General features: G+C 48.6%; 16 protein-coding genes and 1 pseudogene. All 17 read right to left on the bottom strand.

What is annotated here, in order from left to right; genetic code table 11:
* Positions 1 to 44: 44 nt before the first annotated feature.
* The 17 genes and pseudogenes from pduL to EXW96_RS02315 all read right to left on the bottom strand — a co-directional run bounded on the left by pduL (position 45) and on the right by EXW96_RS02315 (position 17,284).
* The gene (gene pduL / locus EXW96_RS02395; protein ID WP_174349775.1) at positions 45 to 614 is read right to left on the bottom strand and encodes a phosphate propanoyltransferase; all 570 of its coding nucleotides are present in this window, start codon (positions 612 to 614) and stop codon (positions 45 to 47) included.
* 106 nt (positions 615 to 720) lie between these two features.
* The gene (locus EXW96_RS02390; protein WP_054818122.1) at positions 721 to 1,587 is read right to left on the bottom strand and encodes a 2-oxoacid:ferredoxin oxidoreductase subunit beta; all 867 of its coding nucleotides are present in this window, start codon (positions 1,585 to 1,587) and stop codon (positions 721 to 723) included.
* Positions 1,575 to 3,326 (bottom strand): 2-oxoacid:acceptor oxidoreductase subunit alpha, encoded by a 1,752-nt coding sequence (locus tag EXW96_RS02385; RefSeq protein WP_074728473.1) that lies wholly within the window; start codon positions 3,324 to 3,326, stop codon positions 1,575 to 1,577. The genes EXW96_RS02390 and EXW96_RS02385 overlap by 13 nt, the downstream gene beginning before the upstream one ends.
* A gap of 221 nt (positions 3,327 to 3,547) precedes the next feature.
* Complete coding sequence (locus EXW96_RS02380; protein WP_174349774.1) at positions 3,548 to 4,492, bottom strand: dipeptidase; 945 nt, start codon at positions 4,490 to 4,492, stop codon at positions 3,548 to 3,550.
* Between the two features lie 154 nt (positions 4,493 to 4,646).
* Complete coding sequence (locus tag EXW96_RS02375; RefSeq protein ID WP_006286829.1) at positions 4,647 to 4,907, bottom strand: stage V sporulation protein S; 261 nt, start codon at positions 4,905 to 4,907, stop codon at positions 4,647 to 4,649.
* A gap of 118 nt (positions 4,908 to 5,025) precedes the next feature.
* Positions 5,026 to 5,819 (bottom strand): annotated as a pseudogene (locus tag EXW96_RS02370) (TIGR00282 family metallophosphoesterase).
* Between the two features lie 85 nt (positions 5,820 to 5,904).
* Positions 5,905 to 7,449: a ribonuclease Y gene (gene rny / locus EXW96_RS02365; RefSeq protein ID WP_062408038.1), complete on the bottom strand. Its 1,545-nt coding sequence runs from the start codon at positions 7,447 to 7,449 to the stop codon at positions 5,905 to 5,907.
* Positions 7,450 to 7,721: 272 nt separating this feature from the next.
* Entirely contained in the window at positions 7,722 to 8,420 is a 699-nt protein-coding gene (locus EXW96_RS02360) for a RecX family transcriptional regulator (protein WP_174349773.1), read from the bottom strand.
* A gap of 126 nt (positions 8,421 to 8,546) precedes the next feature.
* Positions 8,547 to 9,593, bottom strand: a complete 1,047-nt coding sequence (recA, locus tag EXW96_RS02355) for a recombinase RecA (RefSeq protein ID WP_062408036.1) — start codon at positions 9,591 to 9,593, stop codon at positions 8,547 to 8,549.
* A 182-nt stretch (positions 9,594 to 9,775) separates the two neighbouring features.
* On the bottom strand, positions 9,776 to 11,023 hold the full coding sequence (locus tag EXW96_RS02350) for a competence/damage-inducible protein A (RefSeq protein WP_174349772.1): 1,248 nt from the start codon (positions 11,021 to 11,023) through the stop codon (positions 9,776 to 9,778).
* A 41-nt stretch (positions 11,024 to 11,064) separates the two neighbouring features.
* Positions 11,065 to 11,652, bottom strand: a complete 588-nt coding sequence (gene pgsA, locus EXW96_RS02345) for a CDP-diacylglycerol--glycerol-3-phosphate 3-phosphatidyltransferase (RefSeq protein WP_054818118.1) — start codon at positions 11,650 to 11,652, stop codon at positions 11,065 to 11,067.
* On the bottom strand, positions 11,649 to 12,977 hold the full coding sequence (gene rimO / locus EXW96_RS02340) for a 30S ribosomal protein S12 methylthiotransferase RimO (RefSeq protein WP_062408032.1): 1,329 nt from the start codon (positions 12,975 to 12,977) through the stop codon (positions 11,649 to 11,651). The genes pgsA and rimO overlap by 4 nt, the downstream gene beginning before the upstream one ends.
* Positions 12,978 to 13,106: 129 nt before the next feature.
* Positions 13,107 to 13,598, bottom strand: a complete 492-nt coding sequence (locus EXW96_RS02335; protein WP_054818117.1) for a YajQ family cyclic di-GMP-binding protein — start codon at positions 13,596 to 13,598, stop codon at positions 13,107 to 13,109.
* Positions 13,599 to 13,866: 268 nt separating this feature from the next.
* Positions 13,867 to 14,730 (bottom strand): helix-turn-helix domain-containing protein, encoded by an 864-nt coding sequence (locus tag EXW96_RS02330; RefSeq protein ID WP_174349771.1) that lies wholly within the window; start codon positions 14,728 to 14,730, stop codon positions 13,867 to 13,869.
* Positions 14,731 to 14,797: 67 nt separating this feature from the next.
* Positions 14,798 to 15,580 (bottom strand): DUF3388 domain-containing protein, encoded by a 783-nt coding sequence (locus tag EXW96_RS02325; protein WP_062408029.1) that lies wholly within the window; start codon positions 15,578 to 15,580, stop codon positions 14,798 to 14,800.
* Between the two features lie 88 nt (positions 15,581 to 15,668).
* Positions 15,669 to 16,520, bottom strand: a complete 852-nt coding sequence (locus tag EXW96_RS02320; protein WP_235594268.1) for a hypothetical protein — start codon at positions 16,518 to 16,520, stop codon at positions 15,669 to 15,671.
* A 509-nt stretch (positions 16,521 to 17,029) separates the two neighbouring features.
* Positions 17,030 to 17,284: a DUF3243 domain-containing protein gene (locus EXW96_RS02315; protein ID WP_174349770.1), complete on the bottom strand. Its 255-nt coding sequence runs from the start codon at positions 17,282 to 17,284 to the stop codon at positions 17,030 to 17,032.
* Positions 17,285 to 17,288: the final 4 nt, after the last annotated feature.

Here is a 17,288-nt window from a genome sequence, read left to right as displayed (position 1 = left end):
TATATCATTAATACGGCATGCATTTCAAAAGAATCCTCCGCATCCTACGACAATATAAAACCGATATCCCCGGTCTTCACGCCCGCGGCGTTGGCTTCATCGGTATCAATGTGCATATCAAGCGCAAATTGATCTGAAACACGGGCGATAACCTGCTCGAATGTAACCGCGCGTTCCCCCTCAACCCGAACGGTCAGCTTCTGTTTATCCGTAATGCCCCACTTGGCCGCATCGTCTGTATGAAAATGAATATGTCTTGCCGCTACAATAACCCCCTCCTCCAGTTCGACCTCCCCGGCAGGGCCAATAACTCTGATCCCCGGCGTTCCCTCAATATGCCCCGATTCTCTTACAGGCGGGTCGATCCCCAGTGTAAAGGCATCGGTTCGGGATATTTCCAGCTGCGATCGACTGCGCGCCGGACCAAGAATGCGGACCTTATCTATTTGCCCTTTGGGGGTAACGACAGTAACCGTTTCTTTTGCCGCAAACTGTCCGGGCTGCGACAGCTCTTTCAGCACTTGAAGTTCATAATCCGGACCGAACAGCAGCTTAATATGCTCCTTCGATAAATGAATATGTCTTGCGGATACACCGATAGGCACCTGCTTCATACCCTACACTCCTTTTTCTTCCGCCTGCACTTCTCTTCACATTATACCCAACCCAAGCGAAAAAAGCATACGGCCAGCGCCGTATGCTTTAATAAAGTTCGGAAAATTATTTAAATTCAGCCACCAATTTTTCAAAATCTTGCTCACTGATCTTCAAGTCTTGCTTAGCAAGTCCTTCTGGCTTAAAGCCGGCGACCAAATTCTCATAGCTCTTTTTGGTTTTATCTTGATAGATCAAACCGGTAACCAGGCTGTTGGTTTCCATGATCTTGGTCATTGCTGCAATACGATTGGACGGATCGTAATCCGGCGTCTCCTCCAGATCAACGATATGCTCTTTGAACCACTCATAGGTATTCACTTTATTGAATGTAACACATGGGCTGAATACGTTGATAAAGGAGAAGCCTTCATGTTTAATTCCTTCTTCGATCAACGTAGTCAACTGCTTCAAGTTACTCGAGAACGATTGACCTACGAACGTTGCGCCTGCAGCCAGAGCCACTTCCAGCGGGGACAGTGCGGATTCGATCGAACCTGAAGGGGTCGATTTCGTCTTGAAGCCCTCAGCGCTGCGCGGAGAAGTCTGACCTTTGGTCAAGCCGTAAATTTGGTTGTCCATGACAATGTAAGTAATGTTAATGTTACGGCGGATCGCATGAACCGTATGACCCATACCGATGGCAAAACCGTCGCCGTCGCCGCCTGCCGCGATAACGGTCAATTCGCGGTTAGCCATTTTCAAGCCTTGTGCGATAGGAAGCGAACGTCCGTGAACACCATGGAACCCATAAGCATTAATGTAACCGGAAATCCGGCCGGAGCAGCCGATCCCTGAGACAACGGCAAGCTGTTCCGGTTCCAGACCGACATTGGCAGCCGCTCTTTGAATCGCCGCCTGTACGGAGAAGTCACCACAGCCCGGGCACCAGTTCGGTTTGATATTGTTGCGGAAATCTTTTAACGTTGCCATACAAGGTTCAACTCCTGACAGTATTTTGTGATTTCAGCCGGCAAGAATGGGTTACCGTCATATTTCAGCATGCTCTTGATTTTATCGGCATAGCCTACGTTAAGTTTGATCAGAGAAGCCAGTTGGGCCGTTGCGTTGTTCTCAATGACAATAACGTTTTTCGCTTTTTCAATGTAAGGCTTCAGTTCCTCAGCCGGGAACGGATGAAGCAGGCGAACCGTGATGTGGTTCGAGGTGATGCCTCTGCCGTTCAAACGGCCTCTGGCTTCGTCGATCGTTCCGCCGGTGGATCCCATACCGATGATCAGGAGATCCGGATTTTCATGCTGAGCATCCACTTTGATCGGATCGGTTACTTTCACATGCTTCAACTTAGCCATCCGTTTGTCCATCATCTTTTTGCGGTTTACCGGGCTTTCGGACGGACGGCCGTCTTCAGCATGCTCTACCCCTGTCACGTGGTGAATGCCATACTTTTGACCAGGCAGCGAACGAGGGGAAATGCCGTTCTCAGTGAAAGCATAGCGCTTGAACATTTGATGCTCTGCAAGCTGCGGCAGATCGCCTGTTTGCAATTCTCCGCGATTAATTTGAATTCTATTGTAGTCGAGCAGCTCGCTCGTTTGTTTGCCCAGCGACAATTGAAGGTCTGTAAGCAAAATGACAGGACATTGATAAATTTCAGCCAGGTTAAACGCCTCAATCGTATCGTAGAAGCATTCTTCAATGGTAGAAGGAGACAATACGATTTTCGGAATTTCACCATGTGTCCCGTGAATCATGGCCAACACGTCGGATTGCTCTTGTTTGGTAGGAAGTCCCGTACTCGGACCGCCGCGCTGCGTATCGACGATAACGACAGGCGTTTCCGTCATACCGGCAAGACCGATCGCTTCCATCATCAGGGACAAGCCGGGGCCAGCCGATGCCGTTAATGCGCGAACCCCGCCGTAGTTGGCTCCAATCGCCATTGTACAGGCCGCAATTTCATCCTCGGTTTGAATGACCGTACCGCCAAATTTCGGCAGCGTCTTGATCAGATATTCCATGATCTCGGAAGCCGGGGTGATCGGATAAGCAGGCATGAATCGGCAGCCTGCGGCTACTGCGCCTAGACCAATAGCATCGTTACCGATCATGAACAGCTTCGTTTTGCCATCTGCAGGCTCCAATTGAAACTCCGGAAGAGGACCGCCCGTAAGTTCAAGCACAAATTCCGCCGCTTTACGAACCGCTTCTACGTTCTTTTCAACAACAGCCGCGCCCTTGCGTCCGAACTCTTCTTCCACCGCTTTATTAAATACTTCGAGAGGCAAACCGAGCAGTGCCCAGGATGCGCCCGAAGCAGCCATATTCTTAAACAAGGAAGTGCCCAATTCTTCAGCGATTGCCGTAATCGGAACCGGGAACAATCTGGCTTTCACGCCTTCAGGAACTACCGGATTTACTTTTGCATCGGCAATAATGACGCCGTTCTCACGCAGCTCGTGCGCATTCAAATCAATCGTCTCTTGGTCAAAAGCTACGAGTATGTCCAAATCGTCAGAAATGGCTCGAATCGGTTTTGTACTGATTCTGATTTTGTTGTTTGTGTGCCCGCCCTTAATCCGCGAGGAAAAATGACGGTAGCCGTACAAGTAGTACCCAAGTCTGGTCAATGCCGTGGAAAAAATTTTATCGGTACTTTCCACGCCTTCCCCCTGTTGTCCTCCGACCTTCCAAGATAATTGGCTAATCACCGTTGTCCACTCCTTTTAAATTCGCTGACGCTGCAGCTTGACACTAAAACGCTTGTGAAGCGAGATAAAAAATTTTTCTCACCTGTCAAACAAATTTTATGCCGTAAAGCATTAAAAAGCAAGGGTTTAGAGCATTTTTTAAAGATAGTTATTTTAGATTAAACCCATATCAATTTGAGAATGTATTAGTTGTCTTATATCTATAAAAAAGATGTTAAATTTCAGTGAATGGGAAGGTGTTGACTCAAAAATGTGTGCCAGTTCTTATAAAAGAATCCTTCTATTTGCTCTTTTGTGAACTTTTTGTAAAGCGCTTCAGCCAAACGGTCATACTGGCCGGTATGCTCCAGGCCCGGAATGTGACGGTCTATCCCGTCAAAATCCGAACCCAGCACAAGCTGGCGTTCACCGCCTAACGCACAAATATATTCCATATGCCTTACGACATCGTCAACGCTTGCCTTCCCGCTGCTTTCCACGAACCATGGTACAAATGTCACTCCGATCCGCCCGTCCACACGAATCAAAGCTCTGATCTGCTCATCGTCCAGATTTCTGGGATGTCCGCACAGCCTCTTGACGTTGGAGTGCGTGGCTACGAACGGCTTGGCGGAAGCTGCCGCCAAATCCCAAAATGCCGCTTCCGACAAGTGGGACACATCCAATAGGATGCCCAGATCATTGCAATCTTTAATAAAGCTTTTTCCTTTGCGGGTAAACCCGCCTTGCCGGGGTTCCAGCACCCCGTCCGCCGCCCAATTCGCATAATTCCATGTCACTCCGATCATGCGAACCCCCAGGTGATAAAGAGTACGCGTATAAAGGGGGTTCCCGTAAAGGGCATCGGCACCTTCCAATGTCAGCAGCGCTCCGGGAACACGGCTGTTCATGACCAATTCTAGATCCCCGCGGGTTTTGACGGCCTGTATAAGACCGCTGCGAACGATCTTTTGATAAAAAATATTTATATACTCCAAATAATGGTCAAAATGAGGCTGAGTTATACGTTCAGGCAAATAAATTGCAAAACATTGCAGCTTTACATTGGAATGAAGCATTCTGGAATAGGTAACGTCCATCGGCGAGGTATGAACGTCGTAAAAGTCGATTTCCGGATCCAAGTACATTTTTAACAGCACATCGCAGTGCCCGTCGATCACCTTCATCAGCTTTTCCTCCCTGGCTCAACATAGAAAAAACTCCTGCACGGAGTCCGTTCAAAAGATACCCAACCCTTTACAGACTCCGCCTTCTAGACAAAAAACACCTGTCTACAACGTAAACAGGTGTTCTGGCGCAACCGTATATGCATTTTTTATTTTACCTTGGTTCTACAATCAATTTAATGGCCGTCCGATCTTCCCCGTCAATTACAATATCTGTAAACGCTGGTATGCAGATCAAGTCAACCCCGCTGGGAGCCACAAATCCTCGAGCTATGGCTACGGCTTTGATCGCTTGGTTCAGAGCGCCCGCCCCGATGGCCTGGAGCTCAGCAGCCCCGCGTTCACGCAGCACTCCGGCGAGTGCGCCGGCAACGGAATTTGGGTTGGATTTTGCTGAAACTTTTAATACTTCCATGAAAAGTACCTCCTCGGGAATGATGATTGCTTCCAGTACTATTCATATTCTAGGAATTTCCCGATAATTCCTTCTCTCTGAAGGTGGGCCGTCAATTCCTTCTTTTTCATAGCCTGGTTTATTCGAGGAGTACTCCGTCTTCATCCATCCGAATCAGTTGAATTTTTTTACCCATCCCGCTTGCCGGATCCAAATCGATGCAAGCCGCGTGGAAATGCCATTTTCCTTCATCCACTACAAACCGGACTGGCAGCTGCGTTTTGAATTTTTGAAGCACGGCATTACGCTCCATACCAAGGATGCCGTCTCTCGGACCGACCATCCCTACATCCGTTACATAAGCCGTACCGAGCGGAAGTATACGTTCGTCGTTCGTCTGTACATGCGTGTGCGTACCTACAACAGCCGTCACTTTCCCGTCAAGATGCCAGCCCATAGCCAGTTTTTCCGACGTGGCTTCGGCATGAAAATCGACTAAATATACTTGGTTCTTTTCTTTGCTTGCTCCACCAATTCGACGGCTTTTTCAAAAGGGCAGTCGAGCGGCGGCAAAAAGGTGCGTCCTTGCAGATTAATAATGGCAAGCTCCTGATCCTTCACCTTAATGAACGTCATCCCCCGGCCCGGCGTTCCCTTTGGAAAATTGGCGGGACGAACCATTCGGTCTTCCTTGTCGATGAAATCGTATATTTCCTTTTGATCCCATGTATGGTTTCCCATCGTTATCCCTTGCACGCCAAGCTCAAGAAACTCTTTGGTAATTGCCGAAGTAATTCCCCGGCCGGCCGCGGCATTCTCTCCATTGGCAATAATCCAGTGAGGGTTGTATTTTGTTTTCAGCTTGGGCAAACATGTTTTGAGCGCCTTACGTCCGACGGAACCGACGATATCGCCAATAAATAAAATTCGAATGACTTTCTCCTCCTGCCTGATTTCGGTTCGTTATGTAATTAAAGAGAAGTGGCTTTTCAGCCACTTCTCCTCTAGTGTATGCAAATTATTTGGCATATTCTACAGCACGTGTTTCTCGGATAACCGTTACTTTGATATGACCCGGATAATCCAACTCGCTTTCAATCTTCTTCGTGATGTCTCTGGCCAAACGGAACGCTTCTGTATCATCGATCTTCTCCGGCTGAACCATGACGCGAACCTCACGGCCTGCTTGAATCGCATACGATTTTTCTACGCCCTCGAACGACTCGGAAATTTCTTCAAGCTTCTCGAGACGCTTGATATACGTTTCGAGCGTTTCCCTGCGAGCTCCCGGTCTGGCGGCGGAAAGAGCGTCTGCCGCACCGACAAGCATGGCGATGACCGATGTGGCTTCACAGTCGCCGTGGTGCGATGCGATACTATTGATCACCACAGGATGTTCTTTGTATTTCTTTGCAATTTCGACACCGATTTCTACGTGAGAACCTTCGACCTCATGATCAAGCGCCTTGCCGATGTCATGAAGAAGTCCGGCACGCTTCGCCAATGTCACGTCTTCTCCCAGTTCTCCAGCCATCAGCCCGGTCAGATATGCAACTTCCATCGAGTGTTTCAGTACATTCTGGCCATAGCTTGTACGGAATTTCAGGCGTCCCAAAATTTTGATCAAATCCGGATGGAGTCCGTGGACGCCGGTTTCGAACGTAGCTTGCTCGCCGTATTCGCGAATGCGCTCGTCGACTTCCTTGCGGGACTTCTCCACCATTTCCTCAATACGGGCCGGATGGATTCGTCCGTCGGCTACCAGCTTTTCAAGCGATGTTCTGGCAATTTCCCTTCGGATCGGGTCAAAACCGGACAAAATAACCGCTTCCGGCGTATCATCGATGATTAAATCGATGCCCGTAAGTGTTTCCAGAGCCCGGATGTTACGACCTTCACGACCGATGATGCGGCCTTTCATCTCTTCATTCGGCAGCGCTACAACCGATACGGTAGTTTCAGCCACGTGATCGGCGGCGCATCTCTGGATGGCCAGCGTGATGATTTCTCTGGCTTTCTTGTCGCCTTCTTCTTTGGCCTGTTGTTCAATTTCTTTAATTAACTGTGCGGATTCGTGACGAACCTCCTGCTCAACGTTAGTCAAGATGATGTTCCTGGCTTCTTCCATCGTCAGTGTGGAAATCCGCTCTAGTTCGGCAACCTGATCTTTATAAATCTGATCAATTTGCACTTGGGTTTCTTCGATTCGCTTCTCCTTGTTGGCAATCTGCTCTTCTTTTTTCTCAAGAGATTCTAATTTTTTATCCAGCGATTCCTCTTTTTGCAACAATCGTCTCTCTTGTCGTTGAGTTTCATTCCGACGGTCACGAATGTCTTTTTCAGCTTCGGTTCTGAGCTTGTGAATTTCGTCTTTCGCTTCCAGAACCATTTCTTTCTTCAGTGCTTCCGCCTCTTTGCGAGCATTATCAATAATTTGTGCGGCAGCTTGTTCAGCACTGGAAATCTTCGCCTCTGCAAGGGACTTGCGGATAAAATAACCAATCCATAAGCATAGAGCACCAACAACGAGAACAATCAGGATCCAGATGACTGAGTCTTGCATCCAGTTCACCTCCTCGTTGTTTCTCCAAGGGGTAAGCTTGGGATAATCAGGTTTTTTATCCATTTTACAAGCGCTAGGAAAAAGTAAAAATTGGCGATTTTACTTTGTGAATATTCCCTTTGGCTGGTGGGGAAGATTCTTGTGTATAAAGTTTATACATAAACATTTTATCTTTTGAGAAAGAAGCTTGTCAAGAAGATTGTCGTTTTCTTGAATTTTGATATACCACATTAATTATTAAAGTCATTTAATAATTGGATGAAAACCTCATCCTAATCTTCGTCTATATCCGATTCATTCCGCTCTTCTTCTTGCCCCTGGACAGGCAAACGGTTCAGTACTTTGCTTACTACCGCCCCCGGGTAACCTCTGCGTTGAAGAAACCCTGCAATTTTGCGCCGGGCTTTAAGGGCATCCTTCTCCAGCTCAGCACCGTACCGCTTCATCGTCAACTGATAGGCTATCCGGTACTCTGTCTCTTCATCCACCTGCTCCAAGGCCTCTGTGATATGTACTTTATCAATCCCTTTTTGCTGAAGCTCCTGTTTAATCCAGCGTCTCCCTTTTTTCTGCGACTCCAGCCGCTGCTTGGTCAACTGCTCCGCAAACAGCGAATCGTTCAGGTAACCTTCCTTCCGGAGACGTTCAACCGTCAGTTGATAGATTTCGGGCGAATACCCTTTTTGCTTGAGACGCGTCAGCAGCTCATGTTCGGAGCGCAGCCGGCTGGACAACAGCCGGATTGCGTCAAGATAGGCTTTGTGAACCTCTTCCTCGTACAATATGTGCTGCAGTCGGGAAGCATCGACGACTTCCCCTTTCAGAAGCCGATGCTTGACCAGGACATCTTCATGTACGGAAAAAGCAAACTTTTCGTCAATAAACAGGTTATAACGCTGTCTGGATCTCCGCTGCTGTTCAACTTTGGTGATGACTCCCGGTGCCAGACATTCGTCTGTATGATCCGCCATCTGTAACACGCTCCTTACAAACGGCAAGGACACCTTTCACTCATCGTAAAGGTGCCCTTGCCCTGGTTGGTGAAATCGCTATGTGCAATCTACCGGCGCATCAGAGTAGCTGATGTGACGTGGAGGTTATTCAAAAGGTACGGCGAAATCCTCTTCTTCCTCTTCATCCATGTTCGCTCCAACCGAAGTGACCAGATTGCTGTTATCCCGGATCTGCTTTTCGATCTCATCCGCAATGTTCTTGTTCTCCTTCAAGAACTGCTTCGCATTCTCCCGTCCTTGACCAAGCCGATCATTGTTATAAGAGTACCATGCACCGCTCTTCTGGATGATATCCATCTCGGTTGCAATATCTATGATGCTGCCCTCTCTGGATATGCCTTCGCCATACATGATATCAATCTCTGCCTGCTTGAACGGAGGGGCTACTTTGTTCTTGACCACTTTGATCCGCGTGCGGTTCCCGACCATATCATTTCCCTGCTTAATCGTCTCCACGCGGCGCACATCGAGGCGAATCGAAGAATAAAACTTCAGGGCTCGTCCGCCCGGTGTCGTCTCCGGGTTTCCGAACATTACGCCGACCTTCTCCCGCAGCTGGTTGATGAAGATGGCTATCGTCTTCGATTTGTTAATGGCTCCGGACAGCTTGCGCAGCGCCTGAGACATTAAGCGAGCCTGCAGCCCGACATGGGAATCCCCCATCTCTCCTTCGATCTCGGCCTTTGGTACAAGTGCCGCTACAGAGTCAATAACGATGATGTCGACCGCTCCGCTGCGCACGAGCGCTTCCGCGATCTCGAGCGCTTGTTCGCCTGTGTCCGGCTGGGACAGCAGCAGTTCATCAATGTTGATGCCAAGCTTGCTGGCATACAGCGGGTCCAAAGCATGCTCCGCATCGATGAAGGCAGCCGTCCCCCCTACCTTCTGCACCTCGGCAATGGCATGCAGTGCTACCGTTGTTTTACCGGAAGATTCCGGTCCGTATACCTCTATAATTCTACCTCGAGGAAAACCACCGATCCCCAGGGCGATATCCAATGCAAGCGAACCGCTAGGAATCGTCTCCACCTGCATATGGGCAGATTCACCCAATTTCATAATAGATCCTTTACCAAACTGTTTCTCAATTTGACGTAGTGCATTCTCCAAGGCTGCGCGCCGGTCTGTCAAGAGACTCACTTCCTTTTACATATTCGTATAATTACATCATAGCGGGTTTTTCACCCGTTGCCAAGCTGTTTTTCGAACATACATTCGCATGTGGAGCAAAAGAAAAACCGTAACAAAGGTTGTGGGCTTGTTACGGTACTTCCGCTATAATGTATTATACCTGATTTTCCGAATGGTGGCAACTATGACTTTAAAAGTTTCCAGAGATGGTAGAGCGAACTTTTGGATGCTCTCAGCTTGATCGTCTCCCGGTTGCCGGACTGCTGCAGCTTGACGACAGAGGCTTTCTCTCCCCGCCTGGCAATGCCTACGTAAACGAGTCCGACGGGTTTTCCCTCCGATTCGCCCGGGCCGGCAACGCCGGTAATAGAAACGCCATAGTCGGCTCCGGTCAGCTCCGCTACATTCTCGGCCATAGCGGCGGCGGTTTCTTCACTGATCGCGCCCGGCGCCCCGTCGCCCTCCAGCTGCTCCATAGGAATCCTCAAAAGCTTATGTTTCGCCGCATTCGAATAGCTGATGATCCCTCCTACAAACGCATCCGAGCTGCCGGGAACGGAGGTCAGCATGTCGCTCAATTGCCCGCCCGAGCAGCTCTCCGCTACGGCCAGCTTCTTGCCTTGCGAGGCCAGCGTCTGCAGGATATGCTGCTCCAAAGAAATATCCTCCGCCGCATAAATGTATTCGCCAAGCCTGCTGCGGATCTCCTGTTCCAGCGGCTTCAGCCTTCCGGCCGCTTCATCGGCCGACGCCGCCCGGGTCGTAAGACGAATGGCCACCTCCCCTTCTTTGGCGTAAGGAGCGATCGTCGGATCGGACTGGGCTTCAATCAGATCGATCAGCGCATGTTCAAGCGACGATTCACCGATTCCTGCAAATTTCAGCATCAAAGAATAAAGAGGCTGTACATGATCCATCTTGGACTCGATCCATGGGCGTGCATAACGATCAAACATCGGCTTCATTTCTTTTGGGGGGCCCGGCAGCAGAATATAATGCGTTCCCTCATGCGTCACGGCGTTGCCGACCGCAAGCCCCGTATCGTTGGCAAGAGGATCGCTATGCTCGAGCATGAGCGCCTGACGCATGTTGCTCTCGACCATGGGAATTCCCCGGCCTTCAAAGAGAGTCTTCATCTTGTCCAGCGACGGCTGATGAATCACCAGGCTTTGTCCGAGCACCTCGGCAAGGACGTCTTTTGTCAGATCATCCTGCGTTGGACCAAGTCCGCCTGTGCATATAATTAAATCCACGCGACTTTTGGCAAGGCGCAGCGCTTCTTTTATCCGTGAAGCGTTATCGCCTACTACCGTCTGAAAATAAACGCCGACACCGATATCCGCAAGTCCGCGTGCCAAATATTGTGCATTCGTATTCACAATCTGTCCCATCAGCAGTTCGGTTCCGACGGCAATAATTTCCGCTTTCATAATACGTTTCGCCTCCAAATAAAACAAAACAATAGGAACACCTACTGTTTTTGTTCGTCAAAGTTGAGCACATGCTTATTTTTAACAAAGTAATCGATACCCGAATAAACGGTAATAATTGCGGCGATCCAGCTGGTGACAACGTCAAACGGGAAATCGATGAAAGCGAATGGAAAATTGTTCAGGAGCAGTGCGATAATCGCCGTTATTTGCGCCGCTGTTTTCCATTTTCCCCACTTGCTTGCCGCCATGACGATGCCTTCAAGCAGCGCAATTTGACGAAGGCCCGTGACGGCGAACTCGCGGCTGATGATGACAATGACAATCCACGCCCCAAGCTTATCCATCTCCACCAGGGAAACCAGAACGGCAGACACCAAAAGCTTATCCGCGAGCGGGTCCAGAAGCTTGCCGAGATTCGTGACAAGCTTCCGTTTCCTGGCAATGTAGCCGTCGAGACTATCCGTACTTGCAGCCACGATAAAGATCAGCGCCGCGATAATCTGGTTATACGTAATGCTGAACTGATCGATCCGGATGTGGGGAAATTTCACATTAACGAGCAAAAAGAACATAATGATCGGGACTAAAAATATTCTCGCCAACGTGATCCGGTTGGCCAAATTCATGCCACGACCTCCCCGGACAAGTCAAATTCGAATGAATGGGTAATTCTTACCTTCGCAATTTCGCCGATTTCAAGCTTCGTCCCGCGGGCAAATACCTCGCCGTCGATTTCCGGAGCATCGTACATGGAGCGGCCTACATAGACATCGCCCCTGCCGTCATATTTCTCAATCAAGACATCGATGACTTGACCGATCCGGCTGCTGTTTCTCTCGCTTGAGATTTCCCTCTGGATTTCCATCAGCACGTTCGCGCGGTATTCCTTCACCTCATCAGGGACTTGATCGGGCAGACGCGAAGCCGGCGTATCTTCTTCCTGCGAATACGTAAATACCCCAAGACGGTCAAATTGAACTTCGCGGATAAACGCCTTCAGATTCTCAAAATCCTCTTCGGTCTCACCCGGGAAGCCGACTATGATGGACGTACGAAGCGACACTCCTGGAATACGCTCACGGATTTTGCGAATCAATTCGCGAGCGTCACGCTGCCGGCCCGGCCGGCGCATCCGCTTCAGGATACGGTCCTCGCTGTGCTGCAAAGGCATATCCACGTATTTGCATACCTTTGGATTATTGGCAATCACGTCGATCAGTTCGTCCGTGAAAAAGCCGGGGTATGCGTAATGAAGCCTTACCCACTCGATGCCAGCAACCTCGCTTACCTTGTTCATTAGTGTAGGAAGCATGAACTTGTCATAAAGATCCGTACCGTAATTGGTGGAATCCTGAGCAATCAGACTGATCTCCTTTACACCTTGAGCGGCAAGCTGTTCCACTTCGGCAAGAATCGACTCCATACTGCGGCTTCGAAACTTTCCGCGCATGATCGGAATACTGCAGAATGTACAGGCGTTATCGCATCCCTCCGCAATCTTCACATAGGCTGTATAACGAGGCGTGGTTAAACGTCTCGGCAGTTTCTGCTCATAGTTGAATACCGGATTTCCTACCATAACCGGTTTTTTGCCTGACAACGCCTTATCGACAATATCGTTGATTTTGTCAAAATCACCGGTTCCGACGATCCCGTCGATCTCCGGCATCTCATTCATCAGCTCCTCCTTGTACCGCTGCGTCAAACAGCCCGATACGATCAACGCTTTCAATTTGCCGGTTTGCTTCAGTTCAGCCATATCCAATATCGTATTCACCGACTCCTCTTTCGCCGCATCGATGAATCCGCATGTATTGACAATAATGACCGTAGCTTCTTCCTTTTCCGATACCAAACTGTAACCACGTTCGTGAATAAGACCGGACATGATTTCGGAGTCAACCAAATTTTTCTCACAGCCCAGGGTTACTACTTTAACTTTCTCTGTCATGTAACATCCTCCACCTGTTCCTTCTCAACGACTAGTTACAAGTATAATATAACCGTTTAAAGAGTGTCAAAATCATAAAAAGCCTTACGAATGCTTTTGTCCGTAAGGCAATCCGCACGTCTTCGGCGCTTACCTGAAATTGATGAATTGCAATTCAAGCGGCAAATCGGCTTTCCGGAGCAGCTGCATGACCTGCTGCAAATCATCCTTGCTCTTCCCGCTTACCCGAATCTGATCTCCCTGAATCTGGCTTTTTACTTTCAGCTTGGAGTCGCGAATCAGCACATTGATTTTTTTAGCATTGTCCTGATCGATGCCTTGCTTCAACTTGATCTTCTGGCGGACCGTTCCCGATGCGGCCGGTTCCACCTTGCCATAGTCCAAATTTTTCAAAGAGATGCCCCGTTTGGCCATCTTGGAATGAAGAATGTCGAGTACATTCTGAAGCTTGAACTCATCGTCGGATATGACGACCAGTTCCTCCTTCTCGAGAGCTATACTGCTCTTGCTCCCCTTGAAATCGAATCGTGTGGCGATTTCTTTTTCCGCCTGATGAATGGCATTGTTCAGTTCCTGGATATCCAATTTGGATACGATGTCGAATGAATTTTCGCTGCTCATGCATGATCTCTTCCTTTCTTGACATTCTGTACCAAGAAAACCGCCGCTAATCACAGTCCGTCATCTTGGCAAAAGATTCCCACAGATGCTTTTCTTAATCATAACAAAAAGACACCTTCAGCACAAAGCCTACGAGTGTCTTCAGCTGTATAATATGTGCAAATCCAAACCATAAATAGCCAATGGCGTAATCCCCTTATGCTTACACTGCCGCAGAATCGCGGCTGCCTCTCCATGATAACCGTTCACGCTCAGGAGGCAATCCAGGCTAAGAAGGCTGCAGGTCGATCTGAATTCGTTTGACATTCGCTTCGTCCCCTACATTAATCGGGATGCCGTTGATCTTCAATTCCACAGCACTGGCTCTTCCCAAAACCAATCGCGCGGTATCCGGAACGGTCCACGTTTGCGTATTTCCGTTCAGGAAGTTTTGCGAAGCGAGCACTTTCTTTTCATGGCCCGCGGACTCCACCTCAACCCAGCACTTCTCGCCGGTCACCGTCATTTCGATATTCAGCTCCTGCACTCCCGCTACCGAGTAATAATCGGTGTTTTTCTCGCTTTTGACCAGCTTTACTTCGCTTTTTGGAGGTTCAGGCTGCACGGGCACCTGTGCAGGCGTTTGCTGCGCTGCAGCTCCCGTCTTGGCATTGGCGTCCCCATCGACTTCCGCCGTCTGGGGAGCGGGCGCTACCTTATCGGTAATCGTCTTGGGCAAATCGTCCGAGGCATCTTTGGAGCCGCCGGTATAATTAAGATTAACAAAATAATAGATAATCCCCAGGATCAGCACGACAAAGGAAATCACCATTAGGTTAGAGGCCCATTTGCCAATCCATTCCGTGTTACGGGTCGTCCGCTTGCTGCGGATCGGTTCAGTCATTGGCTCAGGCTCAAGAGACGGAATTACATTTTGATAAAGCTTCAGTACCTCGTTCGGATCCAGACCGACAGCTTCGGCGTAGCTTTTAATGAACGCCCGTACATAAAAATTCCCGGGCAGTACCTTATAGTTGCCATCTTCGATGGCTTCCAGATACCGCTTGCGAATCTTAGTCGTCTCTTGTAAATCATCGAGCGATATTTTATTTTCCAGTCTGGCTTTTTTTAACATCTGACCAAGATCGGACACGTTGTCACTCCTTTCAAGAACAGTGGAAGCAACCTTATGGACAGACGCCAGCTCGCGTCAACCATGCTTAATAATCGTCGATCCCTGATGTAAAGATCTCATATGAAATTTCTTCATCCGGCGTATTGCGAAGCTCGACGATACAGTCGAAATGATCATACGTATATTCGGACTCACGGATAAAAATATCCGGATGCTCAATGACTTTGGTGGACGGCATAGCCATAATTTCCTGCAGGAGAGCATAATGTTTCTCGTTGGAACGCAGGGTCGACACAATACCGTCAATAATAAACACGTTGTTCGGATTCATCTCTTCTTCGGACAGCTGGCTGCGCACGGTTTGGCGAAGCAAGGTGGAGGAAACAAAGGTCCACCTTTTGTTCGAGCATACGCTGCCCGCAATGATCGATTCCGTTTTGCCTACTCTCGGCATGCCTCGTAATCCTACGACATGGTTTCCCTCCCGCTTAAATACTTCGCCAAGGAAATCCACTAACAGTCCAAGTTCATCCCGAGTGAAACGGAACGTTTTGCGGTCGTCCGAATCCCGTTCAATATAACGGCCATGCCGTACCGCTAAAATATCAACCAGCTTCGGCGTGCGCAAAGCCGTTATAGTTATATTATCCACTTTTTTCAGCATTTTACCCATTAATTCTACTTTTTCTTCATCTTTTGTTTGCAACAGCATCCCGCGGGTCCGGTCTTCCACCCCGTTGATCGTAACGATATTGATATCAAGCATCCCCATTAAAGATGCGATATCTCCCAAAAGTCCCGGACGGTTTTTATGTATTTTGTACTCCATATACCATTGTTTAATTTCTTGATTTACTTCTATTGTCATGAGTTTATTCTCCGATCCGTAATTTTTGCAACTCGCACCACAAAAATATTCTACAAAATTCGATAAAATCCTCTCGAAAGGCACTAACTTATTCACGTTTCGTGATAAATTTTATTTCCGCATTGGTATAAGGCTGAATCCCCGGCTGCCACCGTCCTTGCTCCAACATATCCCTGACCGAGGTCAAAATGCCAGGCCACTGCAGTTCAATCCGGGTCGAAGCCAGATTCATCACCGGAACCCGAAGGGAGTTCAACCGCTGCAATTGTGCGGCTTCAAGTGGAGCATATACGGCAATCCATGAAGGCCTGTTCGCCTGAACCTGATATTGCAATTGCGAAAACCAGCCCTCCGCATCGGCCAAGCTGATGTATTCCGCTTCTTCGGAAGGCGCCCACTCCGAAGGAATCGGATAGGCCGAGGTGGTAACCCATTCGATATTTCGTCCGCTTACAAGCTGCTGGCGTACCCATTCGTCCCATTCAGCCTGAAGCTGTTCCTCTGTCACCAGCTTGAGCGAGATATTCTGCTCAGATACAGCGAATGCTTTCCGATCTATAACATCATCGAGCAGCAACCAGTTGCGCTCAGGTACTTTTCCGGCTTCCGGCAGGACATTTCGGACCAACTCATGTCCCGCTACTAAAATCATATCATAAGGCCGAGTTCTAACATGATCCAGCTGTTCTTCCGTCAGAGCCGACGCATTTTGCATCCATTCGAACGACGTTTGCTTTTGCTCGCGCCATTCAAGCAGCGTGCTTTGCAGCGTATTCTTGACTGGATCCGAAATTTCCGGTCCAGTTATGACAAGAATCGATTTTTTGGACTCCAGCAAGGCCGGATCAATCTCCGGGATTTGACTGGCGCATCCCGCCGCCATGACGGCCATACCAAGCAAAGATATTCCAATTATCCATCGTTTTAAAGTTTTCTTCAAAACGTATATCAACCTCTCTTCTGTCAACCCATGATCCCTTATCCAGTATAACAGAAAGGCTCTGTTAAAGGCTAATGTGAACTTTGTCCACACCCATGTTCGGATGTTGAAACAAGAACAAACAGGTATGGATTATGTAGTGGCTCAGTAAAGCTGAAAGGAGTCTCGACCCTCCTGGATCATATCCGTAATGGCAGCATAAATGTTGGGTGGATATTCAGCGATTCTATGGCAATCGGATAAAGTTCGGTAGATTGTTGAACGTACTCCTTGATTTCCAAATTTCGAGCAATGGATTTCAACGCATCTGCAAATTGTTTTTCAACGGATGGAAGAGCCATAGGGTGTATCCCTCGTTTCATTAGAATTATCATAAAAATTATAATTCAAATGTCGAGACAAATACAGCTCGGATTACTCTCTAAATATCGCAACAATCTTTAACATAACCAATGGAAAAAGCAAGGAAAAGCCTCCCCGAGAGGAGGCTTTCAACAATACCGGTATGATTAATTATTCGCTTTAGCCAACTTGACCATGATCTGAGCCAACACTTTTCTTTCCTGTTCGTCACTGACATCCCAAAGCTCTTTCAGCACGCGCTCTTCCTTGTTCTCGGGATCAACCTTGTCGGCCAGAAACTCGCCGATTTGGAAGGCCAGATTCGAAATCGTCTCCTCTGTCATTCCGGCCTTTTCAGCCTGCTTTACGCGCTCACCCAAGAATTCTTTCCAACGCTCGAACACCTTCAGCACCGTAGCCATGTCG

Origin of the sequence: Paenibacillus sp. JMULE4 (assembly GCF_013337105.1) — a bacterium.
Classification (GTDB): Bacteria; Bacillota; Bacilli; order Paenibacillales; family NBRC-103111; genus Paenibacillus_G; species Paenibacillus_G naphthalenovorans.
Note: the sequence above shows the minus strand (reverse complement) of the source record. Positions and strands in the feature narration are given on the sequence as shown.

Coding starts and splice junctions, on each gene's coding strand:
- EXW96_RS02350 (WP_174349772.1), bottom strand. CDS start 11,023: ATGAAAGCGGAAATTATTGCCGTCGGAACCGAACTGCTGATGGGACAG.
- EXW96_RS02325 (WP_062408029.1), bottom strand. CDS start 15,580: ATGACAATAGAAGTAAATCAAGAAATTAAACAATGGTATATGGAGTAC.
- pgsA (WP_054818118.1), bottom strand. CDS start 11,652: ATGAATTTGGCCAACCGGATCACGTTGGCGAGAATATTTTTAGTCCCG.
- EXW96_RS02390 (WP_054818122.1), bottom strand. CDS start 1,587: ATGGCAACGTTAAAAGATTTCCGCAACAATATCAAACCGAACTGGTGC.
- EXW96_RS02335 (WP_054818117.1), bottom strand. CDS start 13,598: ATGAGCAGCGAAAATTCATTCGACATCGTATCCAAATTGGATATCCAG.
- EXW96_RS02375 (WP_006286829.1), bottom strand. CDS start 4,907: ATGGAAGTATTAAAAGTTTCAGCAAAATCCAACCCAAATTCCGTTGCC.
- rny (WP_062408038.1), bottom strand. CDS start 7,449: ATGCAAGACTCAGTCATCTGGATCCTGATTGTTCTCGTTGTTGGTGCT.
- EXW96_RS02380 (WP_174349774.1), bottom strand. CDS start 4,492: ATGAAGGTGATCGACGGGCACTGCGATGTGCTGTTAAAAATGTACTTG.
- EXW96_RS02315 (WP_174349770.1), bottom strand. CDS start 17,284: ATGGCTACGGTGCTGAAGGTGTTCGAGCGTTGGAAAGAATTCTTGGGT.
- pduL (WP_174349775.1), bottom strand. CDS start 614: ATGAAGCAGGTGCCTATCGGTGTATCCGCAAGACATATTCATTTATCG.
- rimO (WP_062408032.1), bottom strand. CDS start 12,977: ATGACAGAGAAAGTTAAAGTAGTAACCCTGGGCTGTGAGAAAAATTTG.
- EXW96_RS02360 (WP_174349773.1), bottom strand. CDS start 8,420: ATGGCGGATCATACAGACGAATGTCTGGCACCGGGAGTCATCACCAAA.